Source organism: Umezawaea tangerina (assembly GCF_003002815.1).
Taxonomy (GTDB): Bacteria; Actinomycetota; Actinomycetes; order Mycobacteriales; family Pseudonocardiaceae; genus Umezawaea; species Umezawaea tangerina.
In genome coordinates this window covers 265,909-286,686 of sequence record NZ_PVTF01000002.1, presented here as the reverse complement: position 1 = coordinate 286,686, position 20,778 = coordinate 265,909, and the positions used below count along the sequence as shown (strand labels likewise).

Genomic DNA, 20,778 nt, shown 5'->3' with positions numbered 1-20,778 from the left:
CTGAGGAGCGATGAACCTCGTGACCGACATGAACGCGGCGGTGCGGCCGGAGCTGGACCAGGCCGTGCACACCGCCGCCGTCGCGGCGCGGGCCGCCGGTGTCTCGGTCCGCGACCTCGCGCACCTCGCGGAGCTGAACCAGGTGGTGGGCCTGTTCGCCACCATCTGGGGACGGGTCGCGAACCCGCCGGTGACGATCGAGCTGCTGCGCGCGTTCACCAAGGCGGGCAACTACGTGGCGGGCGCGTTCTCCGGCGACCTGCTGGTCGGGGCCTGCGTGGGCTTCGTCCACGCCCCGGCGGGCGACGCGCTGCACAGCCACATCGCGGGGGTGTCCGGGGCCGCCGCCGGGCGCAGCGTCGGGTTCGCGCTCAAGCTGCACCAGCGGGCGTGGGCGTTGGAGCGCGGCCTGTCCGAGATCGCCTGGACGTTCGACCCGCTGGTGGCGCGCAACGCCTACTTCAACCTGGTCAAGCTGGGCGCGCGGCCCGCGGAGTACCTGACGAACTTCTACGGCCCGATGGTCGACGCCATCAACGGCGACCAGGACTCCGACCGGCTCCTGGTGCGCTGGCCGCTGCGCGACCGGGCGGTCGTCCTGGCCAGCACCGGCGACGCCGTGGGCACCGTCGCCGCGGACGAGCTGGCGGCTGGGGCGGTGGTGGCGGTCGGCGTGGGCGAGGACGGCGGTCCGGTGCCCGGCGTGCTCGACGGCGAGACCTCGTTGGTGGCCGTGCCCCCGGACGTCGAGGGGCTGCGGTCGGCCGACCCCGTGCTGGCGGGCCGCTGGCGGCTCGCCGTGCGCGAGGCGCTGACCGGGCTGGTCGAGCGCGGCGGCCGGATCGACGGGTTCGACCGGGCGGGCTGGTACGTCGTGCGCAGGCAGCCGTGACAGGTGCTTCGTCGGATCCCACGAACCGCGCGCCGGGATCCGGTGGGATCCGACTAGCGGGCTGATCGACTCCGCCCTAACGTGGATCCATGCAGCACTCCGGCACCGCGCACGCCCGCGGGAGTCTGGGCCGGGTGGTCGAGCACCTGGGCGCGACCCTGCTCGACCTGGTGCACGGCGACCTCGACCGGCCGGGGGACATCAGCGGCGTCGTCATCCACGACCCGCTCGACCAGCCCGTGCTCTCGCCCCACGCGCTCGTGCTCGGCGTCGGGGTCGAGGACCCCGGCCAGGTCGCCGCGCTGCTGCGCTCGCTCGGGCGCCAGCGCGCCGCCGCGCTCGTCCTGCGGGCACCGGTCCCGCTCACCGACGAGGTGCGCGCCGCGGCCGACGAGTCGGGGGTGGCCGTGCTCGGGCTGAGCCGGGGCGCGCCGTGGAGCCACCTCAGCGAGATGCTGCGCTCCGTGCTCGCCGACGGCGACGTCCGCGTGGACCAGGCGGAGTCACTGGGCGGCCTGCCCGCGGGCGACCTGTTCGCGGTCGCCAACGCGATCGCGTCGCTGCTCGACGCGCCGATCACCATCGAGGACCGCAACTCCCGGATACTGGCCTTCTCCGGCCGCCAGGACGAGGCCGACCCGTCGCGGGTCGAGACCATCCTGGGCCGCCAGGTGCCCGAACGGCTCTCCCGGATCCTCCGCGAGCGCGGGGTCTTCCGGGAGCTCTTCCGCGGCGACCGGCCCGTGACCATCGGGCCTATCCCCGACGGCAAGGGCGGCTTCACGCTGCCGCGCGTCGCCATCGCCGTGCGCGCCGGGGACGAGGTGCTCGGCTCGATCTGGGCGGCCGTGCCCGGTCGGCTCAGCGCCGAGCGCACCGAGGCCCTGCGCGAGTCGGCCAAGCTCGTGGCGCTGCACCTGCTCCGCTTCCGCGCGGGCGCCGACGTGCAGCGGCGGGTGCGGGCGGACCTGCTCAGCTCGGCCCTGGAGGGCGGCGCGGGCGCGGGGGAGGCGTTGGAACGGCTCGGACTGGCGGGCCGGTCGCTGCTGGTGCTCGGCGTGGCGCTGGACGACCGCGACCGCGACGACTCCGACAGCGCGGCCGTCGTGCACGACCGGCAGCGGCTCGGCGACGCGTTCGCCCTGCACCTGGCCGCGATCCACCCGAGGTCGGCGGCCGCGGCGATCGGCGACGTCGTCTACGGCCTGCTGCCGCTGACCGGTGCCGCCGACAAGGCGGGGAGCCGCGCGGAGCGGACCCTCCAGGACTTCCTCGACCGGGTCGGCGACCGGCTGCCCGCGGTCGCCGCCGTCGGACCGGTCGCGCTCAGCCTCTCCGGTGTCGCCCACAGCCGCTCGTGCGTCGACCGCGTGCTGCGGGTGCTGCGCGAGGGGCCCGCGCACCGGCGGATCGGCAGCCTGGACGAGCTGCAGGGCGAGGCGCTGGTCGTGGAGCTGCGGGACCTCGCCGCCGCCCGCGGCGACGAGCCGACCGGGGCGCTGGCGCGGCTGATCGACTACGACCGCAGGCACCACGGCTGCCTGGTCGAGACCCTGCGGGCCTGGCTGGACTCCTTCGGCGACGTCGTCGCGGCCGCCGAGTCCGTCTTCGTGCACCAGAACACCTTCCGCTACCGGCTGCGCCGGGTCGCCGAGGTGGGCGGCGTCGACCTGGGTGACCCCGACCAGCGCTTCGCCGCGATGCTGCAGCTGCGCGTGGTCCGCGTCGGGTCGACCCTCGAACCGCCGATCGACGGCTGAGGCCCGCGTCGATACGTTCGGCTGATGCGACAGTCGATCCTCGCCATGGCCGACCTGGCCACCCCGATGGCCATCCGGGTGGCCGCGACCCTGGGTCTCGTAGAACGCGCCGGCAGCGAGGGCGCGACCGCGCGGCGGCTCGCCGCCGACACCGGCGCGTCCGGGCCCGCGCTGCGCCGCCTGCTCGACCACCTCGTCGCCGTCGGCGTCTTCACCCTGGAGGCCGACCTCTACCGGCCGACGGACCTCGGCGCCCAGATGGCGCAGGACTCCCCGGAGGGCGTCAAGCCGCTGCTCGACATCACCAGCGCGGGTGGGCGCGCGGACCTGGCGTTCGTCGACCTGCTCGAAACCGTCACCACGGGCGCGCCCGCCTACCCGCACCGCTACGGCCGCGACTTCTGGGCCGACCTCGACGCCCGGCCGGAGCTGCGCCGCTCGTTCGACGCGCAGATGGAGTGGCGGTTCCGCGCGCACGTGCCGCACATCGCCGAGCGCTTCGACTGGGGCCGCTTCACCGACGTGCTGGACCTCGGCGGCGGCGACGGCAACCTGCTCACCGCGATCCTGCTCGCCCACCCCGGCGTCCGGGGCCGCGTCCTGGACCTGCCCCCGACCACCGGCGCCACCGCCAGGTTCGCCGCGGGCGGGATCGCCGACCGCGCGGGCACCGTCACCGGCAGCTTCTTCGACCCGCTGCCCACCGGCGCCGACGCCTACGTCCTGTCCGACATCCTGCACGACTGGGACGACGACCACGTCCGCGCCATCCTGACCCGCTGCCGGGAGGCCGCCGCGCCGGACGCCACCGTGGTGGTGATCGAGCCGGTGCGCGGGCGGGGCGCCGACACGGGGATCGACCTGTTCATGCTGATGTGCTTCAACGGCCGCGAACGGACCGTCGACGAGCTGGCCGCGCTGGCCGCGGAGTGCGGGCTCGCGCTCCAGGGCTCGGGTCCGGTCTCGGAGGGGCGGACGGCGTTGGAGCTCCGCGCGGGCTGACACCCGGCGCCCCGGTGTGCGGGGCGCCGGGCGGCTGTCAGAACTCCACCGGCAGCGTGTCCAGGCGGTGGTTGAGCGGCACCACGTTGCGCCACGGCGGCCGCTCGTAGGCCGCGCGCAGGTTCGGCAGCCGGTCGAGCAGCAGCCGGAAGCACTCGTCCGCCTCGACCCGCGCCAGCGCGGCGCCGAGGCAGTAGAACGAGCCCATGCCGAACGCCGTGTGCCGGTTGGGCTTGCGGGTCACATCGAAGCGATCGGGGTCCGGGAACACCTCAGGGTCGCGGTTGCCCGCGTTCATGGCGAGGTAGAAGCGGTCGCCCGCGCGGAACCGGTGGCCCGCCAGGTCGACCTCCTCGGTCGCCACCCTGGAGATCACGCCTGCCGGGCCGTCCATGCGCAGCATCTCCTCCACCGCGGTCGGCGTGAGGTCGGGCTGTTCGCGCAGCAGGGCCAGCTGGTCGGGGTTCTCCAGCAGCAGCACCAGGCCGTTCGAGATGAGGCCCGCGGTGGTCTCGTGGCCCGCGAACAGCAGCAGCACGCAGTTCGCGACCGCCTCGTCCTCCGTCACGACCCCGCGGGCCTCGGCGGCGGCGAACATGCTGAGCAGGTCGTCACGGGGCTCGGTCCGGCGCTCGGCGAGCATCGGTCGCAGGTACTCCTGCATCTCCAGCACGCTGCGCTGGCCCGCCCGCAGGTCGTCCACGTCGGCGATGGTGAACACCGCGGTGATGTCGCGCGACCACGCCTGCAGCTGCTCGCGGTCGCTGGTCGGCATCCCGAGCATCTCGGCGATCACGTTGGCGGGCAACGGGTACGCGAGGTCGGTGACCACGTCCATCCGGCCGTTCGGCTCGACGGCGTCGAGCAGCTCGGTGGTCAGCTCCCGCACGCGCGGCCGCAGGCCGTCGACCATCGCGGGCGTGAAGTACCGCTTGAGCAGTTGCTGGAAGCGGACGTGGTCGTTCTCGTCCGTGTGCCCCATCCAGCGTTCGAGCGACTCGCGCAGCGGCCGCAGCTCGGCGACCTCGTCGGGGCTGAGCCGGTCGACGCCCTGGGTCAGGTTGCCGCCGATCAGCTTCGGGTCCCGCAACGCCGCCACGACGTCGGCGTTGCGGGTCAACAGGTAGGAGTCGAGTCCCGGCAGCCAGCTGACCGGGCTCTCGGTGCGGGTTCGGCGCAGCAGTGCCACGGGATCGGCCATGGCCTCCGCGGAGAACACGTCGCAGGTGGGTACCGGTACTGCGGGAGCGGACATGCGCTCGGTCCTCCAGGTGTTCGGGAAGGTGCCTTCCTCCCCATCCAGTACCCGTCCGCCCGCTCCTGTCGACCACCGAAAGGGTCAACCGGTGATCAGCGCCCCCGCCACCGCGGTGACCGTTCGGCGGCGAACGCGATCGCGGGATCGGTCTCCAAGCGGTCCGGTGCCGCACCGACCCCGGTGGTGGACGCGGCCCGGCCACCACGGATGAGCAGCGCGACGAGGAACGCCAGTGCCAGCCACACGTAGGTGTTGCCGACCACGTGCTGCCACCACGTCCAGTCGAGCTCGCGGTCGCGGCTCTTGGGCAGCAGCCAGTGCGGGCCGACGGCGAAGACGAGCGCGGCGACCACCCTGGTCCGGCCGCGCAGCACGAGCAGCGCGGGCGCGACCCACACCCAGTGGTGCGACCAGGACACGGGCGACACCAGCAGTCCGGCGGCGGCGACCGCGACCACCGCCGTGAGGTCGTCGCGGACCCGCGGCAGCAGCACCGCGGTCGCCACGAGCACCACCACGCACAGCACGGGCCACAAAAGGTCCGGTGCGCCGAGGCGGAACAGCAGGCCGTGCAACGACTGGTTGCCGCTGTAGGCCAGTCCGCCGACCCGTTGAGGATCCAGCACGGCGTGGAACCAGAAGCTCTCCGAGTCCCGCGGCGCCAGCGCCCAGCCGAGTCCGCCGCAGGCCGCGAACGCCGCCGCGGCCGTCAGCGCCGGACGCCACCGGCGGCGGGACAGGAAGAACAGCACGAACACCGCGGGCGTGAGCTTGACGGCCGCCGCGATCCCGACCAGCAGACCGCGCGGCCACGGCGTGCGGGGCAGCAGGCAGTCGGCGGCGACCAGGCCGATCAGGAGCAGGTTGACCTGGCCGAGCTCCAGGGTGCCGCGCACCGGTTCCAGCAGCAGGCTCGCCGCCGCCAGACCGAGCCCGGTGCGCGGGAGGGCGTCGTGCCGCGCGGCCACCTGGCAGGCGACCGTGAACAGGGCGAGCCCGGCCGCCGTCCACAGGGCCATCACGACCGGCCACGGCGGCAGGGCCAGCGCGCTGAACAGCACGGCGGCGAACGGCGGGTAGGTGAAGGGCAGCACGCCGGGGAAGTCGTCGTAGAGCCTGCCGCCGGTGAGCCAGACCTCGCCGCCGGTGCGGTAGACGTGCAGGTCCACCAGCCCGGACCCGAGACCGCGCACGACCGCGTAGGCCAAGGCCACCACCACGAACACCCACCACACACCGCGGACGTCCAGGCGGGTCACGAGCGCCGACCCGGTCATCGCGACGCCACCCGACCCAGCGCCAGCACGGCCGCTCCCGCGGCGGCCGCGACGAGGGATCCCGCGCTGTTGTTCAGGAAGTCCTGCGTCTCGCACAGGCCGCGGTGCGTGAGCGGCTGGAGCAGTTCGACCACCGCGCTGAGCGCGACCGCCGCACCGGCCACGACCAGGACGCGGCGGACGGCGAGCACCGCGAAGAACACCAGCGGCACGAACAGCAGCACGTTGATCATCTCGTTGCCGCCGACCGCGGAGAACCCGTTGACGTAGCAGAACGGCCTTTCCCGCGGCACCACACCCGGCATGGACGCGTAGTCGGGGAGCGTGCGCGAGAACGTCGCGCCGAGCACCACCCCCAACGAGATCCCCGCCGCCACCGACGGCCCGCGGCGCCAGCCGAACCGCTTGGCCGCCTGCCACCCGCCGATCCCCAGCAGCACCCCTCCGAGCACCACACCACCCGCGATGAGCGGGTTCTCGAGCGTGTACAGGATCGTCGGGATCGTTCCCCACACACTGCCGACCATCGGTTCCGCACCTCTCGTCCACTGTTCTGAGTGGACGATCGTGGCGGTGCGGAGAGGGTGCGCGGATCAGCCGCGGAGCCCGTCCGGCCGGCTTCCGGGACGATCACCGGTCGGCCGATCGGCCGACCCGCTCGGATCGCGCCCGCGCGACGGGGTCACGGGTCGACGAGCCGGGTGCGGAAGGCCCAGGAGACGACCTCCACGCGGTTGCGGGCACCGATCTTCCCCTGCACCGCGGCCAGGTGGGTCTTCACCGTCGACAGCGACAGGTGCAGGACGGCGCCGATCTCGTGGTTGCCGAGCCCGCGCGCGACGTGCCGCACGACGTCCTGCTCCCGCGCGGTCAGCGGTTCGGTGTCGGGCTCCGGGGTCCGCCGGGAGTACCGGCCGAGCACGCGCAGCACGACCTGCGGGGACACCAGGACGTCACCGCGCGCTGCCGCCCGGACGGACTCCACGAGCAGGCCGGGACCCGCGTCCTTGGTGAGGAAGCCGCTCGCGCCGTTGTCCAGCGCGGTGTGCAGGTACTCGTCGGTGTCGAAGGTGGTGACCACGACGACGTTGGTGTGCGGGGCCAGCCGCCGGGTGACCTGGAGCCCGTCGAGGCCCGGCATCCGGATGTCCACCAGGCACACCAGGGGTTTGAGCTCCTTGGCCAGGGCCACCGCGCCGACCCCGTCGGCGACGTCCGCGACCACCTCGATGTCCGGCTGCGCCTGGAGGATCAGCCGGAACCCGGCCCGGACCATGTCCTGGTCCTCCGCGATGAGCACCGTGATCACCGGTGCACCGCCAGCGGCAGCTCCGCCGTCACCAGCCAGCCGGTGCGCGCGGCGCCCGCGTGGAACCGCCCGCGGAGCAGCTCGACCCGTTCCCGCATCCCCACCAGCCCGAACCCGCCGGAGTGCGCGGGCCGCCCGGTGCCGTCGTCCGCGACGGACACCCGCACGGCCGTGGGCGTGAGCTCCACGTCGACCTCCACCAGCGTCGCGCCGCGGGCGTGCTTGGCCGCGTTGGTCAGCGACTCCTGCACCAGCCGCAGCACCGACCGGCCCAGCTCCGGCGGCACCGGCGCGGGCAGCTCGATCCGGGCGCGCACGGGAACCCCCGCGGCGCGGGCTCCGTCGACGAGCACGGCCAGGTCCGCGGCGAGGTCGTCGGTGGCCGTCCCCGCCGCGCTGTCGCGCAGCGTGCCCACCAGCCTGCGCATGGCCCCCACCGCGTCGGTGCCGCTGGTGATGATGCCGGGCAGCGCGTGCCGAGCGGCCTCCCGGTCCCGGTCGGACACCACGAACGCCGCCTGCGCCTGCACCAGCATCCCCGTCACGTAGTGCGCGACCACGTCGTGCAGCTCGCGCGCGAGGTCGAGCCGTTCGTCCTGCCGCACCCGCTCCACGGCCGAGGTGGCGGCGGCCGCCCGTTCCCCGTCGCGCGTCCGCAGGAGCACCCCGTAGCCGACGGAGAGGACCCAGAGCAGCACCACGACCCGCGTGCCCCCTTCCGTGAACCACGAATGGAGGCCGACGCGCAACAGGGTGGCGTGCGCGCAGACCAGGGCGACAGCGCCGACGACACCCACCACCACCGGCGGCCGAGCCGTCCGGACCACCATCGCGACCAGCACGAGCACGGCCACCGACTCGGCGATCCCCAACCGCCCCGGCGCGAGGTCGAACCCGTCGATCCCGTTCACCCCGGCGGTGTCGAGGAAGACCGCCCGACCCGGCCCGCAGATCAACGTCGTGGTGACGAGCACCGACGCGCAGACGCACACCGTGGCCACGACCGGCCGGTGTGCGCACAGCGCGGCCACGCAGGCGAGCGCCGCGAGCCCCAACGCCACCAGTTGCCTGCCGTACAACGGTTCGGCCTCCAGGACCAGGACCTGCGCACCGAGCGCCAGGACCAGCACGATCGCGATCGGCCATGATCGCCGCAGTTCCCGCATCCCCGCGACCCTAGGGATCCGGGCGGTGCCGACACCTCGTCCATCCGGCCGACCCGGATGACCGTTCGGCCGGCGGTAGCCCTGGCGATCGATATGCTCTCCGCAAACCGATCAAACGAACAACGGGGCCGAGCATGAGAGAACCCTCCGACGTGCGGCGCCAGCGGATCCTCGGCGTCGTGGGGTCGCGCGGCGCGGTCCGGGTGACCGACCTGGCCGTCGAGCTGGAGGTCTCCGTCGTGACGGTGCGCCGCGACGTCGAGGAGCTGGCCCGGTCGGGCCAGGTCCGCCGGGGGCACGGCGTCGTGCGGCCGATCGCGCCGGTCCGGAGCGAGGAGGCGCCGGCGTCCGCGGGCGACGGCGCCGTGGCACTGGTGGTGCCCGAGCGGCACACCTACCTCTACGAGGCGGTGCACGGCGCGCGGGCGGTGCTGGAGGAGGCCGGGCTGCGGGTGGCGCTGCACATCGCACCGCAGGTCCCCGGTGCCGAGCGCCCCATCGTGGAGCGGGTGCTCGCCGACGGCGCGCGGGGCCTGCTCATCGCCCCGCGCTGGCGGTCGGCCGACGCCGAGGAGGCCGACTACGCCTGGCTCGCACGGGCGGACGTCCCGACGGTGCTGGTGGAGCGGCGGCCGCCGCGGGGGAGCGCGCTGCACGCCGTCGACTCGGTCAGCTCGGACCACTGGTACGGCGCCCACCTGGCCGTAGACCACCTGCTCTCCCTCGGCCACCGGCGGATCCTGCTGGCCGCGCGGGACGACAGCCCGACCGCGCGGGCGGTGCGGGCGGCGTTCGCGGAGATCGCCGGGTCCCGGCCGGAGGTCGAGGACTGGGGAGTGGTGCTCAGCGCGCCGGACGCCGGTCCCGGCCCCGGCGCGGAGCCGGTGGCCGACTTCGCCGGGCAGGTGCGCGAGCGCGGGACCACCGGTGTGGTGCTGCACGGCGACGTGGAGGCGCTGATGCTGGTCGGGCACCTCGTCGAGCAGGGGGTGCGGGTGCCCGAGGACTGCTCGGTCGTGGCGTACGACGACGTGGTGGCGGGGCTGGGCAGCCCGCCGCTGACCGCGGTCGCCCCGCCGAAGGCCGAGGTGGGCAAGGTGGCGGCCGAACTGCTGCTCCGACGGCTGGCGGGCGATACGGGCACCCGGCGGGTGGAGCTGCTGCCGGGGCTGACAGTGCGCGGGTCGACCATGAGCGTTTGACCGCTTTGGTTTCTTTTGAGCGAAGTATTGACCCGCTAGTGCTCAAGCGATCAGGATTTCGGTATCCCGCCCTGACCCCAGGAGGCCACCGATGCCCGGTCGACCCCGTGCGGCCCTCGCCATGTGGACCGACTCGGCCGACGCCGTGTTCGACGTGGACACCCTGCGCCTGCTCGGCGAGGTGTGCGACCTCGAACCGGCGGTGCTGGACGACCTCGCCACCGACCACGCCCGCTCCGTGCTGGCCGAGGTCGAGCTGCTGGTCACCGGCTGGGGCTGCCCCCGGCTCACCGAGGCCGTGCTGGCCGGGGCGCCCCGGCTGCGCGCGGTCGTGCACACCGGCGGGTCGGTGCGCGCCCAGGTGACGCGGGCCTGCTGGGACCGCGGCATCGAGGTCACGTCCGCCGCCGCGGCCAACGCCCTCCCGGTCGCGGAGTACACCGTCGCGATGATCCTGCTGACCGGCAAGCACGTCCTGGAACGCGCGCGCCACCACCGCGTCCTGCGCAGCCCGGACGACTGGCTGCGCACCCCCAAGACCATCGGCAACTTCGGCCGCACGATCGGCGTCCTGTCCGCGTCGACGATCGGCCGCCGGGTCGTGGAACTGCTGCGCCCCTTCGACTTCCACGTCCTGCTGCACGACCCGTACGTCACCCCGGACGAGGCCGCCGCGCTCGGTGTCGAGCAGGTCGACCTGCCCGGCCTGTTCGCCCGCAGCGACCTCGTGAGCGTCCACACCCCGTTGCTCCCGCGGACGCGCGGCCTGGTGAGCCGCGACCTGATCGACGCCATGCGGCCGGGCGCGGTGCTGCTCAACACCGCCCGTGGCGCCGTGGTCGACCAGGACGCGCTCACCGACGCCGTCGGCGAGAACCGGATCCGGGCCGTGCTGGACGTGACCGACCCCGAGGTGCTGCCACCCCGGCACCCGTTGTGGGACAGCCACAACGTCCTCATCACCCCGCACCTGGCCGGTTCGCAGGGCAACGAGTGGCGGCGCCTGGCGGACGTCGCCGTCGCCGAGGTCGGTCGCTGGGTGGGCGGCGAGGGGTTCGCCCACCCGGTGCGCCGCGAGCTGTTCGGGCAGCTCGCGTGATCACCCTGCCGCCCGAGGACCGGGGCCTCAGCCCGCACACCGGGTACACCCGCGCGCACTGGGAGGCCACCGCCGACGGGCTGCTGGCCGCCGCGTGGCGCTGGGCGAGCCCGCGCGGCGCCCGGCTCGACCTGCCGGGACGACCGTCGGCCAACGGGGCGGTGTCCGACGGTCTGGAGGGCTACGCCCGCACGTTCCTGGCCGCCGCGTTCCGGGTCGCCGGCGGTGGTGACCCCCACGACTGGCTGGGGCGCTACGCCGGCGGGCTGGTCGCGGGCACGGACGGGGGCGACGAGCAGTGGCCGCCGATCCTCGACGGCGGCCAGCCGATGGTGGAGGCGGCGTCGGTCGCGCTCGGCCTGCGGCTGACCCGGCCGTGGCTCTGGGACCGGCTCGACGACGGTGTCCGCGACCGCGTGGAGGAATGGCTGCGCGGCGCCCTGCGGCACGTGCCGTGGCCGAACAACTGGTACCTGTTCCCGTTCACGGTGGCGGGTTTCCTGGAGTCGGTCGGTCGCGGTGACGCCGGGACGGCACGTGCCAGGACGCGCGCGCTGGAGCTGCTGGACACCTGGTACCGCGGCGAGGGCTGGTACTCCGACGGCGACGGCCGGGCCTTCGACCACTACAACGGCTGGGCCCTGCACCTGTACCCGGTGCTGGACAACCACCTCGCGGGCGTGGGCACACCGCACGACCAGCGGCTCCGCGACCACCTGGGCACCTTCTCCCGGCTGTTCGGCGGCGACGGCGCCCCGCTCCACTTCGGACGGTCGCTGACCTACCGGTTCGCCGCCGCCTCGGCCGTGGCGTTGGGCGCTGTCACCGGTCACACCCCGCTCGCGCCCGGCGTGTCCCGCCGCCTGCTCAGCGGCTCGCTGCGCTACTTCCTCGACCGGGGCGCGCTCGACGGGAACGGGCTGCTCACGCTCGGCTGGCACGGCCCGCACGAGCCGACGCTGCAGCCCTACTCCGGCCCGGCCTCGCCGTACTGGGCCGGCAAGGCGTTCGTCTGCCTGCTCGCCCCCGGCGACCATCCACTGTGGACCGCGACCGAGGCTGCCGCACCGAGCGAGGGACCCGATCGGGTGTTCTCCTCGTCCGCGCCCGGATTCCTGGTCCAGTCGGCGAACGGCGTGGTCCGGCTGCACAACCACGGCAGCGACCACGTCGGACCGCACGACGGGGAGTCGGCGACCGACGACGACCCCCTCTACGGGCGGCTGGCCTACTCGACGCACACCGGCCCCGGCACCGAGGTGGCCGACAACCACTTCGCCGTGGTGGTCGGCGGCGACCGCAGCGCCCGCCGCCGCATCCACCCCCTCGGCGCGGCCCACGGCGACGGCTGGGGCTGGGCTGCGTCCTGGCACCGGCCCGCCTTCACCCCCGGCCGTCCCGCCCCGCCGGGGCTGGTGGTGCAGAGCGCCACCGTGGCCGTCGGGACGCACGAGCTCCGCGTCCACCGCGTGGTCGGCGCGCCCGACGGCGCGACGGCGGAGCAGACCGGCTGGGCCGCCCGGACCTCCACCCTGCACCCGCTGCTCGGCTGGACCGACCAGGACGACCTCACCACCTCGACGGCGTTCACCCCGACCGCGCACGTGCCCCGCTTGACCGGACCGGCGCACGGCACGGCGGTCTACGCGGCCCTGGCGTCCCTCACCCCGACCACCGCCCGCCCGACGGCGCGCGCGGTCGGGACCGGGGTCGAGGTGACCTGGGCGGACGGCTCCCGCACGACCGTCACCTTCGACCCGCTCGCCGTCGACCACGTCGGACCGGTCCGGGCATGACCACGGGCAGTGGGAACCCGCCGAGGCGGGCAGGGTCGGTCGTGCGCCGGCCCGGCCGGTCCGGTCCCCGAAACCTCAGGCCGAGTCGCGGATGACCAGTTCGGTGGGCAGGATCAGCGGGGTGGGCCGCTCACCGTTGATGAGGCGGACCAGCATCCGGGTCATCTCACGGCCGAGGGCCTCTATCGGCTGGTGCACCGTGGTGAGGCGGGGCTGGGTGTGCTGGGCGGTCACGACGTCGTTGAACCCCACCACGGCGATGTCCTCCGGCACGGCCCTGCCGCGCTCGTGCAGCACCCGCAGCGCCCCGGCCGCCATCGCGTCGGACGCCACGAACACGGCGTCCAGGTCGGGGTGCTCGTCGAGCAGGCGGGTCATGCCCGCGGCGCCGCTGGCCTCGCCGAAGTCGCCGTGCGCGACCCGCGCGTCGCTCAGCCCGGCCAGCGCCAGCGCCTCGCGGTAGCCGAGGTAGCGGTTCACGCCCACGTGCAGGTCGAGCTGGCCGGTGATGGTGGCGATCCGCTGCCTGCCGACGCCGATCAGGTGTTCCACGGCCTGCCGCGCGCCGCCGCGGTTGTCCGCGTCCACGTACCACTGCGGCGTCCGGTCGAGCGACCGCCCGCCGTGCACGACCGGCACGCCGCTCTCGTCGGCCAGCTTGGACAGCGGGTCGTTCTCCCGCAGGGCCAGCAGCATCACGCCGTCCGCGCTGCGCGACTGCAGGATCCGGGCGAGCCGGTCGCGGCCGCGTTCGGAGGCGGCCAGCACCAGCATGAGCTGGAGGTCCGTCTCCTCGATCACCGCGTTGACCCCGGTGATCACCTCGGCGAAGAACAGGTTGGCGAACAGCGCGGGGTCGTCGCTGGAGATCGCGAGCACGACCGCGCCCCGCCGCTGGCTGGCCAGCGAGCGGCCCGCCACGTTCGGGACGTAGCCGAGCTCCTCGACGGCCCGTTCCACGGCCTGCCGGGCCTTCTTGCTCACGTGCTGGGCGTTGTTGATGACGCGCGAGGCTGTCCCGGTGGACACACCAGCACGCTGCGCCACCTCGTCCAGGGTCGGCGGCCGGTTGCTCATCTTCAGGACCGCTCCCACGTGTGGTCGTCTACCCGCTGGAGACTACCAAGCGGCCCGCCGCGCGCGATGACGTCGGCGTACCAGCGGGCGCTGTCCTTGGGCGTGCGGCGCTGCGTGGCGCAGTCGACGTGCACGAGGCCGAAGCGCTGGGCGTAGCCGTAGGACCACTCGAAGTTGTCCAGCAGCGACCAGGCGAAATAGCCCTGGAGCGGGACACCGAGGTCGATCGCCTCCGCGCACGCCCGCAGGTGGTCGGCGAGGTAGGCGATCCTGGCCGTGTCGTGCGGCGCGTCGTCGAACGCGGCCCCGTTCTCGGTCACGTACAGCGGCACGGGTGGGTAGTCGTCGCGCAGCCGGAGCAGGAGGCGGAGCAGCCCGTCCGCGTCGATCTCCCACCCGATCGACGTCCGCGGCCGCCCGCCGTCGGGGAACTCCACGCGCGGCGAGCCGACGTAGGCCGACGGCCGGTCCTCGGCACCGGCCGCGACCAGCGCGGGGGAGTAGTAGTTGAGGCCGAGGAAGGCGAGCGGAGCGGCGACGGTCTCCAGGTCGCCCGGCCGGACGTGGTCGAACGCCGTGGTGCCCGCCAGGTCGGCGAGGACGTCGACGGGGTAGGAGCCGCGCAGCAGCGGGTCCAGGAACAGCCGGTTCTGCATCCCGTCGATCCGGCGCGCCGCGTCCAGGTCGGCCCCGGTGTCCGCGCGCGGCGACACGTGGGTGAGGTTGAGCGCGACGCCCACCTCCGCTGGACCCATCGCCCGCGCGGCCAGGCCGTGGCCCAGCAGCAGGTGGTGGGCGGCGCGGACGGCCGCGGCGGGCTCGCGGCGGCCGGGGGCGTGCCGTCCGGTGGCGTAGCCGAGGAACGCCGAGCACCACGGCTCGTTGAGCGTGGTCCACCGGGTGACCCGGTCGGCCAGGGCGTCGTGCACGACGGCCGCGTAGTCGGCGAACCGCAGCGCGGTGTCGCGTTCCGGCCAGCCGCCCGCGTCCTCCAGCGGCTGCGGCAGGTCCCAGTGGTAGAGCGTCGGCCACGGCTCGATCCCCTTGTCCAGCAGCGAGTCCACGAGCCGCCGGTAGAAGTCGAGGCCCCGCTGGTTCACCGCGCCGCGGCCGTGCGGCTGCACACGGGGCCAGGTGACGGAGAACCGGTAAGCGCCGAGCCCGAGGTCGGCCATCAGCGCGACGTCCTCGCGGTAGCGGTGGTAGTGGTCGGCGGCGACCTCGCCCGTGTCGCCGTTGTCCACCTTGCCCGGTGTGGCGGCGAAGGTGTCCCAGATGGACGGTCCGCGCCCGTCCTCCGCCACCGCGCCCTCGATCTGGTAGCTCGACGTGGCCGCTCCCCAGAGGAATCCCGGCCTCACGCCTTGACCGCGCCTTCCATGATGCCGCCGATGATCTGCCTGCCGAACGCGACGAACACGAGCAGCAGCGGCACCGTGGCGACCAGCGCCCCGGCGAACATCAGCGTGTAGTCGGTGTAGTAGGTCGTCGACAGCTGGCTCAGCGAGAACTGCACCGTCGGGTTGTCCGCCTCCAGCACGGCCAGCGGCCACAGGAACTCGTTCCAGGTGCCCATGAACGTGAACAGGCCGAGCACCGCCGCGCCGGGCCGCAGCGCGGGCAGCACGACGGTCCAGAAGATCCGGAACGTCGAGCACCCGTCGACCTTCGCCGCCTCGATCAGCTCGTCCGGGATGGCCCGCTCGGCGTACTGGCGCATCAGGAACACGCCGAACGCGGACACCAGCGACGGCACGATGACCGCCTGCATCCTGTTCTGCCAGGCCAGCTCCACCATGATCATGTACAGCGGGATGATGCCCATCTGCACCGGGATCATCATCGTGCCCAGGATGACCAGCAGCAGACCGTCGCGGCCGCGGAACCTGAGCTTGGCGAACGCGAAACCGGCCAACGAGCTGAAGAACACCACCGCGACCGTCACGGTGACCGACGCGAACGCCGAGTTCGCCATGCCCAGCAGGAAGTGCGCGTCCTCGGTGGAGAACAGCCGGGACACGTTGTCCCCGAGGTTCCCGCCGGGCACCAGCGGCGGCGGCCAGTCGCCGACGACGTCGTTCGTCCTCGTGGCCACGACGAACAGCCAGTACAGCGGGAACGCCGACAGCGCGATCCCCGCGAGCAGGGTGAGGTACACCAGCGGTTGCGACCCGCGCACGGTCAGTTCCCCCTTCGCGCGACGAGGAAGTTGACGACCGCGAGCAGCGTGATCAGCAGGAAGATCATCCACGCCACCGCGGAGCCGTACCCGTAGTCGAACTCCCGGAACGCCTTCTCGAACATGTACATCGACAGCGTCTGGAACTGCCGCAGGCTGCCGCCGGAGATGGCGAAGCCGCCCTGGCCGAAGATCAGCGGCTCGGTGAACAGCTGCATGCCCGCGATCGTGGACACGATCACCGTGAAGACGACCGCGGGCCGGATCATCGGCACCGTGATGCTGCGGAACTGCCGGACCTTCGACGCCCCGTCGACCGTCGCCGCCTCGTACAGCTCGCGCGGGACCGACTGCATCGCGGCCAGGTAGATCAGCGCGTTGTAGCCGGTCCACCGCCAGTTGACCATGGTGGCGATCGCGGTCCACGACGACCACTTGTCCGCCCGCCAGTCGACCGGGGCCACGTCGAACAGCCCGAGTATCCCGTTCACCATGCCCGCGTCGCGGTCGAAGATCTGGCTGAACACGATGCCCACTGCGGCCACCGACGTGACGATCGGCAGCACCACGCCCATCCGCAGGAACGTCAGCCCGCGCAGCTTCTGGTTGAGCAGGCTCGCCAGCACCATCGCGAGCAGCAGCTGCGGCACCGTGGCGAGCACGAGCATGCCGAGGGTGTTGACGACCGCGTTCCAGAAGTCTGGGTCGCCGAACAGGTCCGCGTAGTTGTCCAGCCCGATGAACGCGCCCGCGCCGCCGAGGTCCCACTCGTGCAGCGAGACCCATCCGGTGTAGGCCAACGGGAACAGCCCGAAGATCGCGAAGATCACGAAGAACGGCGCGATGAACAGGTAGGGCGACCACTTCGCGTCGACGTGGGCGAGGAACCCCCGCCGGGGCGGCGGAACCGGGGAGGGACGGGGTGCGGCGGCCGGTCGCGGCCGCACGTCGGTGACCGCCATCGTCACTTCACCAGGCGCTTGGCGTCGTCGACGGCCTTGGCCCACGCCTCGTCCGGCGAGAGCTTGCCCTGCTCCACGGCGGTCAGCGCGTTGGCGACCCGGTCACCGATGGGGGTGTTGTCCGGCCCCAGGTACACCGGTTTGAGCGCCTTGGCGCTGTCGCCGAAGATCCTGCCGACCGGCGCGTCGTTGAAGTAGGCGTTGGTGAAGTCGCGCACGGCGGGGTCGTCGATCGCCTGGGGCGAGGACGGGAAGTTGTTCTTCGCCTTGAACGCCGCGGTCTGGCCCTTGGCGCTGGTGAGGAACTCGACGAGCTCGGCGGCTTCGGCCTGGTGGGTGCTCTGCCCTGGCACGGCCAGGAAGGAGCCGCCGCGCACGGCGCCGTCGCCGGGAACCCTGGCCACGTCCCACTTGCCCTTGTTCTCCGGGCCGGACTGCTTCTCGATCGTGCCGAGCATCCACGACGGGCAGGGGATCGTCGCGAAGGCCCCGTTCTTGAACCCGGCGTTCCACTGCGGGCTGTACTGGTCGATGTTGGCCGACAGCCCCGCCCCGACGAGCGCGACGGTCTGGTCCCAGGCCTTCCTGACGCCGGGGTTGCTGTCGATGACCAGCTTGTTCGAGGTGTCGTAGTAGGTGTGGTCGCCCTGCTGCATCAGGATGTTCTGGTAGACGCCACCGGAGGTGTCGAAGAACTTTGCGCCGGTGCCCGCGTCGGTGAACCGGCGACCGGTGGCCAGGTAGTCGTCCCACGTGGTCCACAGCGCGCCGACGGCCTCGCGGTCGGTGGGCAGCCCGGCCTTGGCGAACAGGTCGGTGCGGTAGCACATGCCCTGCGCGCCGACGTCCGTGCCGAGCCCGATGACCTTCGACCCGTCCGGTGTGGACGCCTGCTTCCACTTCCACTCCAGGAAGTTCGGCTTCAGCTCGCCCGCGCCGTGGTCGAGCAGGTTGACGAACTGGTCCGGCTTGGCCGTGAACTGGGAGAGGATGCCCTCCTCCAGGGCGACCACGTCACCCGCGCCCTTCCCGGCGGCCATCCACTGCTGGAGCTTGGGCAGGTAGTCGCCCAGCTTCCCGATGTTCTCCTCCTTGATGGTGATGCCGGGGTGCGCGGCCTCGTACTCCTGGTAGAGCCCGTCGTAGCCGAACTGGCTGAAGGTCTTGACGACCAGCGTCGTCTTCCCGGACGCGGAGTCGGTGCCGCCACCGCACGCGGCGGTGGCCGCCAGTGCCGTGGCGACGAGCGCCGCGAGCACGGTCCGTCTGGGTCGTACAGCCATGGGATCCTCCGATTGAACCGAGCATTCTGGAAGCGTTAACGGTGGGTTGGATGTCTTCCAGGCCGGATATCTGCACCTGTGAGCTGCGGTGACGCCGTGGCTGTGCGGGTGCTGGTGACTCGGGTGTGAGGCGAAATTGGAAGCGCTTACAGGACTGTAACCAGGAAGTCACACGTCTGGGAAGAGGCAAAATCGAGGAGGGGAGACCGTTGACACACGGCGTCTCCGGGGTGACCATTCCGCCTTGACGCCGTGGAGTGCCGGGAGTCCCACGACCCGAAAGGGCCCGGTATGTCCGCCAGATCGAGGCTGTTCGCGGCCTGCCTCCCCCTCGTGCTCCTGGTCGGTCTCGCGACCCCGGCGCACGCCGAGACCTACGAACGGGTGCTCAACGGCACCTTCGCCACCGGGAAGTCGCCCTGGTGGAGCAGCGGCAGCACACCGTCCGCGGTGGACTCCGGGCGGCTCTGCGCCGACGTGCCCGCGGGCACGGTCAACCCGTGGGAGTCGATGATCGGCCAGAACGACGTCCCCCTGGAGGCCGGTCAGCCCTACACGCTGCGGTTCACCGCGTCGGCCACCAGACCGGTCACCGTCCGCGCCGTCGTCGCGCTCGCCGACCCGCCCAGCACCGGCACGCTGAACAAGCCGGTCCCGCTGACCGCCGAGCCCAAGGCGTTCGAGTTCACCGGGACCTCGACGAAGACCACCACCCGCGGCCAGGTCGCCCTCCAGGCGGGCGGCGCCAAGGAGGCGTACCGGCTCTGCCTGGACGACGTGTCGCTGACCGGCGGCGTGGTCCGGCCCGGTGGCGGCTGGGACTACGGCTCGCCGGTGCGGGTCAACCAGCTCGGCTACGCCGCCTCGGGCGACAAGCGGGCGTCCGTCGTCAACGCCGCCACCACGCCGGTCGCGTGGCAGCTGCGCGACGCCGCGGGCGCGGTCGTGGCCACGGGGACCACCACCGTCAAAGGCGACGACGCCATGTCCGGCGACCACGTGCACATCGCGGACTTCTCCAAGGTCAAGACCGTCGGGACCGGGTACACGTTGGCGGTCGGCTCGGACGTCAGCGAGCCGTTCGACATCGCCAGGAGCCCCTACGACTCGCTGCGCCGGGACTCGTTGGCGTACTTCTACCACAACCGCAGCGGCACCCCGATCGACGCGGAGCACGTCGGCGCGGCCTACGCCAGGCCCGCCGGGCACGTCGGCGTCGCGCCCAACAAGGGCGACACGTCGGTGCCGTGCCTGCCCGGCACGTGCGACTACTCGCTCGACGTCAGCGGCGGCTGGTACGACGCGGGCGACCACGGCAAGTACGTCGTCAACGGCGCGCTGGCGGCGTGGCAGCTCATGGACACCTACGAGCGCTCCCTGCGCACGCTGGACTTCGAGGGCCTGCGCGACGGGCTGCTGGCGATCCCCGAGCAGGCCAACCACGTCCCGGACGTGCTGGACGAGGCCCGCTGGGAGGTCGAGTTCCTGCTGAAGATGCAGGTCCCGGCCGACAAGCCGCTGGCGGGCATGGCGCACCACAAGATCCACGACCTGGCGTGGACCGGGCACCCGATGCTGCCGTCCAACGACCCGCAGCCCCGCTACCTGCACGCCCCGTCGACCGCCGCCACGCTGAACCTGGCCGCCGCGGGCGCCCAGTGCGCGCGGATCTGGGCGCTCTGGGATCGGGCGTTCTCGCAGAAGTGCCTGGCGGCGGCGGAAACCGCGTGGCAGGCCGCGAACGCGCACCCGGACCTCTACGCGCCGGACGAGGACAGCGTCGGCGGTGGCGCGTACGACGACACCGACGTCAGCGACGAGTTCTCCTGGGCCGCGGCGGAGCTGTACGCGACCACCGGCAAGCGGGTGTACCTGTCCCGGATCACCACGAAGCTCACCCCGGCCGGGTTCTCCTGGAAGGACACCGGCGCGCTGGCCGACCTGACCATCGCCCGGCTGCCCGAGCGGTTCCCGGTCGACCGCGTCCTCCCGGCCCGCAAGCGGATCCTGTCCGTCGCCGACGGCTACCTGCGCGATCTGCGGAAGCAGGGCTACCCCAACCCCTCGTTGCCGACCGACGGCGCCTACGCGTGGGGCTCCACCAGCGCCACCACCAACGCGGCGATGGTCATGGGCGTGGCCTACGACCTGAGCTTCCGGCGCGAGTACCGCGACGGCGTGCTGGAGTCGATGGACTACCTGCTCGGCCGCAACGGGCTGAACCAGTCGTTCGTCAGCGGGTACGGCGAGCGCGCCAGCCACAACCAGCACCACCGGCACTGGTCGCACCAGATCGACCCGGCGCTGCCCAGCCCGCCACCCGGCTCGTTGGCCGGTGGCCCGAACTCCGGGCTCCAGGACCCCGTGGCGCAGCAGAACCTGCCCGGCTGCCAGCCCGCCAAGTGCTACATCGACGACATCGGATCGTGGTCCACCAACGAGGTCGCGATCAACTGGAACTCGTCCCTCGCCTGGGTGGCGGCGTTCGTCGACGCCCGCTGACCCGACCGCCGCGG

General features: G+C 73.1%; 17 protein-coding genes. 7 read left to right on the top strand and 10 right to left on the bottom strand.

Annotated elements, in window-relative coordinates:
• The first annotated feature begins 10 nt into the window (after positions 1 to 10).
• The 3 genes from CLV43_RS07360 (at position 11) to CLV43_RS07350 (ending at position 3,654) form a co-directional block, all read left to right on the top strand.
• Complete coding sequence (locus tag CLV43_RS07360; RefSeq protein WP_211304274.1) at positions 11 to 892, top strand: GNAT family N-acetyltransferase; 882 nt, start codon at positions 11 to 13, stop codon at positions 890 to 892.
• An 89-nt stretch (positions 893 to 981) separates the two neighbouring features.
• Positions 982 to 2,652, top strand: coding sequence for a helix-turn-helix domain-containing protein (locus CLV43_RS07355; RefSeq protein WP_106186296.1), 1,671 nt, complete (start codon positions 982 to 984; stop codon positions 2,650 to 2,652).
• Between the two features lie 24 nt (positions 2,653 to 2,676).
• The gene (locus tag CLV43_RS07350) at positions 2,677 to 3,654 is read left to right on the top strand and encodes a methyltransferase (RefSeq protein WP_106186295.1); all 978 of its coding nucleotides are present in this window, start codon (positions 2,677 to 2,679) and stop codon (positions 3,652 to 3,654) included.
• A 37-nt stretch (positions 3,655 to 3,691) separates the two neighbouring features.
• Here CLV43_RS07350 and CLV43_RS07345 read toward each other — a convergent pair whose 3' ends face one another.
• The 5 genes from CLV43_RS07345 to CLV43_RS07325 form a co-directional block, all read right to left on the bottom strand.
• Positions 3,692 to 4,909, bottom strand: a complete 1,218-nt coding sequence (locus CLV43_RS07345; RefSeq protein WP_106186294.1) for a cytochrome P450 — start codon at positions 4,907 to 4,909, stop codon at positions 3,692 to 3,694.
• Between the two features lie 95 nt (positions 4,910 to 5,004).
• Entirely contained in the window at positions 5,005 to 6,189 is a 1,185-nt protein-coding gene (locus tag CLV43_RS07340) for a glycosyltransferase 87 family protein (RefSeq protein WP_106186293.1), read from the bottom strand.
• The gene (locus CLV43_RS07335) at positions 6,186 to 6,716 is read right to left on the bottom strand and encodes a VanZ family protein (RefSeq protein ID WP_106186292.1); all 531 of its coding nucleotides are present in this window, start codon (positions 6,714 to 6,716) and stop codon (positions 6,186 to 6,188) included. Before CLV43_RS07335 ends, CLV43_RS07340 begins: the two co-directional genes overlap by 4 nt.
• Before the next feature lie 155 nt (positions 6,717 to 6,871).
• Positions 6,872 to 7,498: a response regulator gene (locus CLV43_RS07330; RefSeq protein WP_106186291.1), complete on the bottom strand. Its 627-nt coding sequence runs from the start codon at positions 7,496 to 7,498 to the stop codon at positions 6,872 to 6,874.
• Positions 7,495 to 8,664 carry a sensor histidine kinase gene (locus CLV43_RS07325; RefSeq protein ID WP_106186290.1) on the bottom strand — a complete coding sequence of 390 codons (1,170 nt, stop codon included), beginning with the start codon at positions 8,662 to 8,664 and terminating at the stop codon, positions 7,495 to 7,497. The genes CLV43_RS07330 and CLV43_RS07325 overlap by 4 nt, the downstream gene beginning before the upstream one ends.
• A 134-nt stretch (positions 8,665 to 8,798) precedes the next feature.
• Here CLV43_RS07325 and CLV43_RS07320 point away from each other — a divergent pair, with 134 nt between their 5' ends.
• From CLV43_RS07320 to CLV43_RS07310, 3 genes are all read left to right on the top strand, one after another.
• Positions 8,799 to 9,866, top strand: a complete 1,068-nt coding sequence (locus tag CLV43_RS07320) for a substrate-binding domain-containing protein (RefSeq protein WP_106186289.1) — start codon at positions 8,799 to 8,801, stop codon at positions 9,864 to 9,866.
• 91 nt (positions 9,867 to 9,957) lie between these two features.
• Positions 9,958 to 10,965, top strand: coding sequence for a hydroxyacid dehydrogenase (locus CLV43_RS07315; protein WP_106186288.1), 1,008 nt, complete (start codon positions 9,958 to 9,960; stop codon positions 10,963 to 10,965).
• Positions 10,962 to 12,761, top strand: a complete 1,800-nt coding sequence (locus CLV43_RS07310; RefSeq protein WP_245886203.1) for a DUF2264 domain-containing protein — start codon at positions 10,962 to 10,964, stop codon at positions 12,759 to 12,761. The genes CLV43_RS07315 and CLV43_RS07310 overlap by 4 nt, the downstream gene beginning before the upstream one ends.
• Before the next feature lie 75 nt (positions 12,762 to 12,836).
• On the opposite strand, the gene CLV43_RS07305 is transcribed toward CLV43_RS07310, so the two are convergent.
• Genes CLV43_RS07305 through CLV43_RS07285 form a run of 5 tightly spaced genes read right to left on the bottom strand, consistent with a single transcriptional unit; the run spans position 12,837 to position 18,262 of the window.
• Positions 12,837 to 13,856: a LacI family DNA-binding transcriptional regulator gene (locus tag CLV43_RS07305; RefSeq protein WP_245886202.1), complete on the bottom strand. Its 1,020-nt coding sequence runs from the start codon at positions 13,854 to 13,856 to the stop codon at positions 12,837 to 12,839.
• Positions 13,841 to 15,199, bottom strand: coding sequence for a GH1 family beta-glucosidase (locus CLV43_RS07300; protein WP_106186287.1), 1,359 nt, complete (start codon positions 15,197 to 15,199; stop codon positions 13,841 to 13,843). The genes CLV43_RS07305 and CLV43_RS07300 overlap by 16 nt, the downstream gene beginning before the upstream one ends.
• Complete coding sequence (locus CLV43_RS07295) at positions 15,196 to 16,017, bottom strand: carbohydrate ABC transporter permease (protein WP_211304273.1); 822 nt, start codon at positions 16,015 to 16,017, stop codon at positions 15,196 to 15,198. The genes CLV43_RS07300 and CLV43_RS07295 overlap by 4 nt, the downstream gene beginning before the upstream one ends.
• Before the next feature lie 2 nt (positions 16,018 to 16,019).
• Positions 16,020 to 16,979: a carbohydrate ABC transporter permease gene (locus CLV43_RS07290; protein WP_106186286.1), complete on the bottom strand. Its 960-nt coding sequence runs from the start codon at positions 16,977 to 16,979 to the stop codon at positions 16,020 to 16,022.
• A 2-nt stretch (positions 16,980 to 16,981) separates the two neighbouring features.
• Entirely contained in the window at positions 16,982 to 18,262 is a 1,281-nt protein-coding gene (locus CLV43_RS07285) for an ABC transporter substrate-binding protein (protein WP_106186285.1), read from the bottom strand.
• Between the two features lie 291 nt (positions 18,263 to 18,553).
• On the opposite strand from CLV43_RS07285, the gene CLV43_RS07280 reads away from it, so the two are divergent.
• The gene (locus CLV43_RS07280; protein ID WP_106186284.1) at positions 18,554 to 20,764 is read left to right on the top strand and encodes a glycoside hydrolase family 9 protein; all 2,211 of its coding nucleotides are present in this window, start codon (positions 18,554 to 18,556) and stop codon (positions 20,762 to 20,764) included.
• Positions 20,765 to 20,778: the final 14 nt, after the last annotated feature.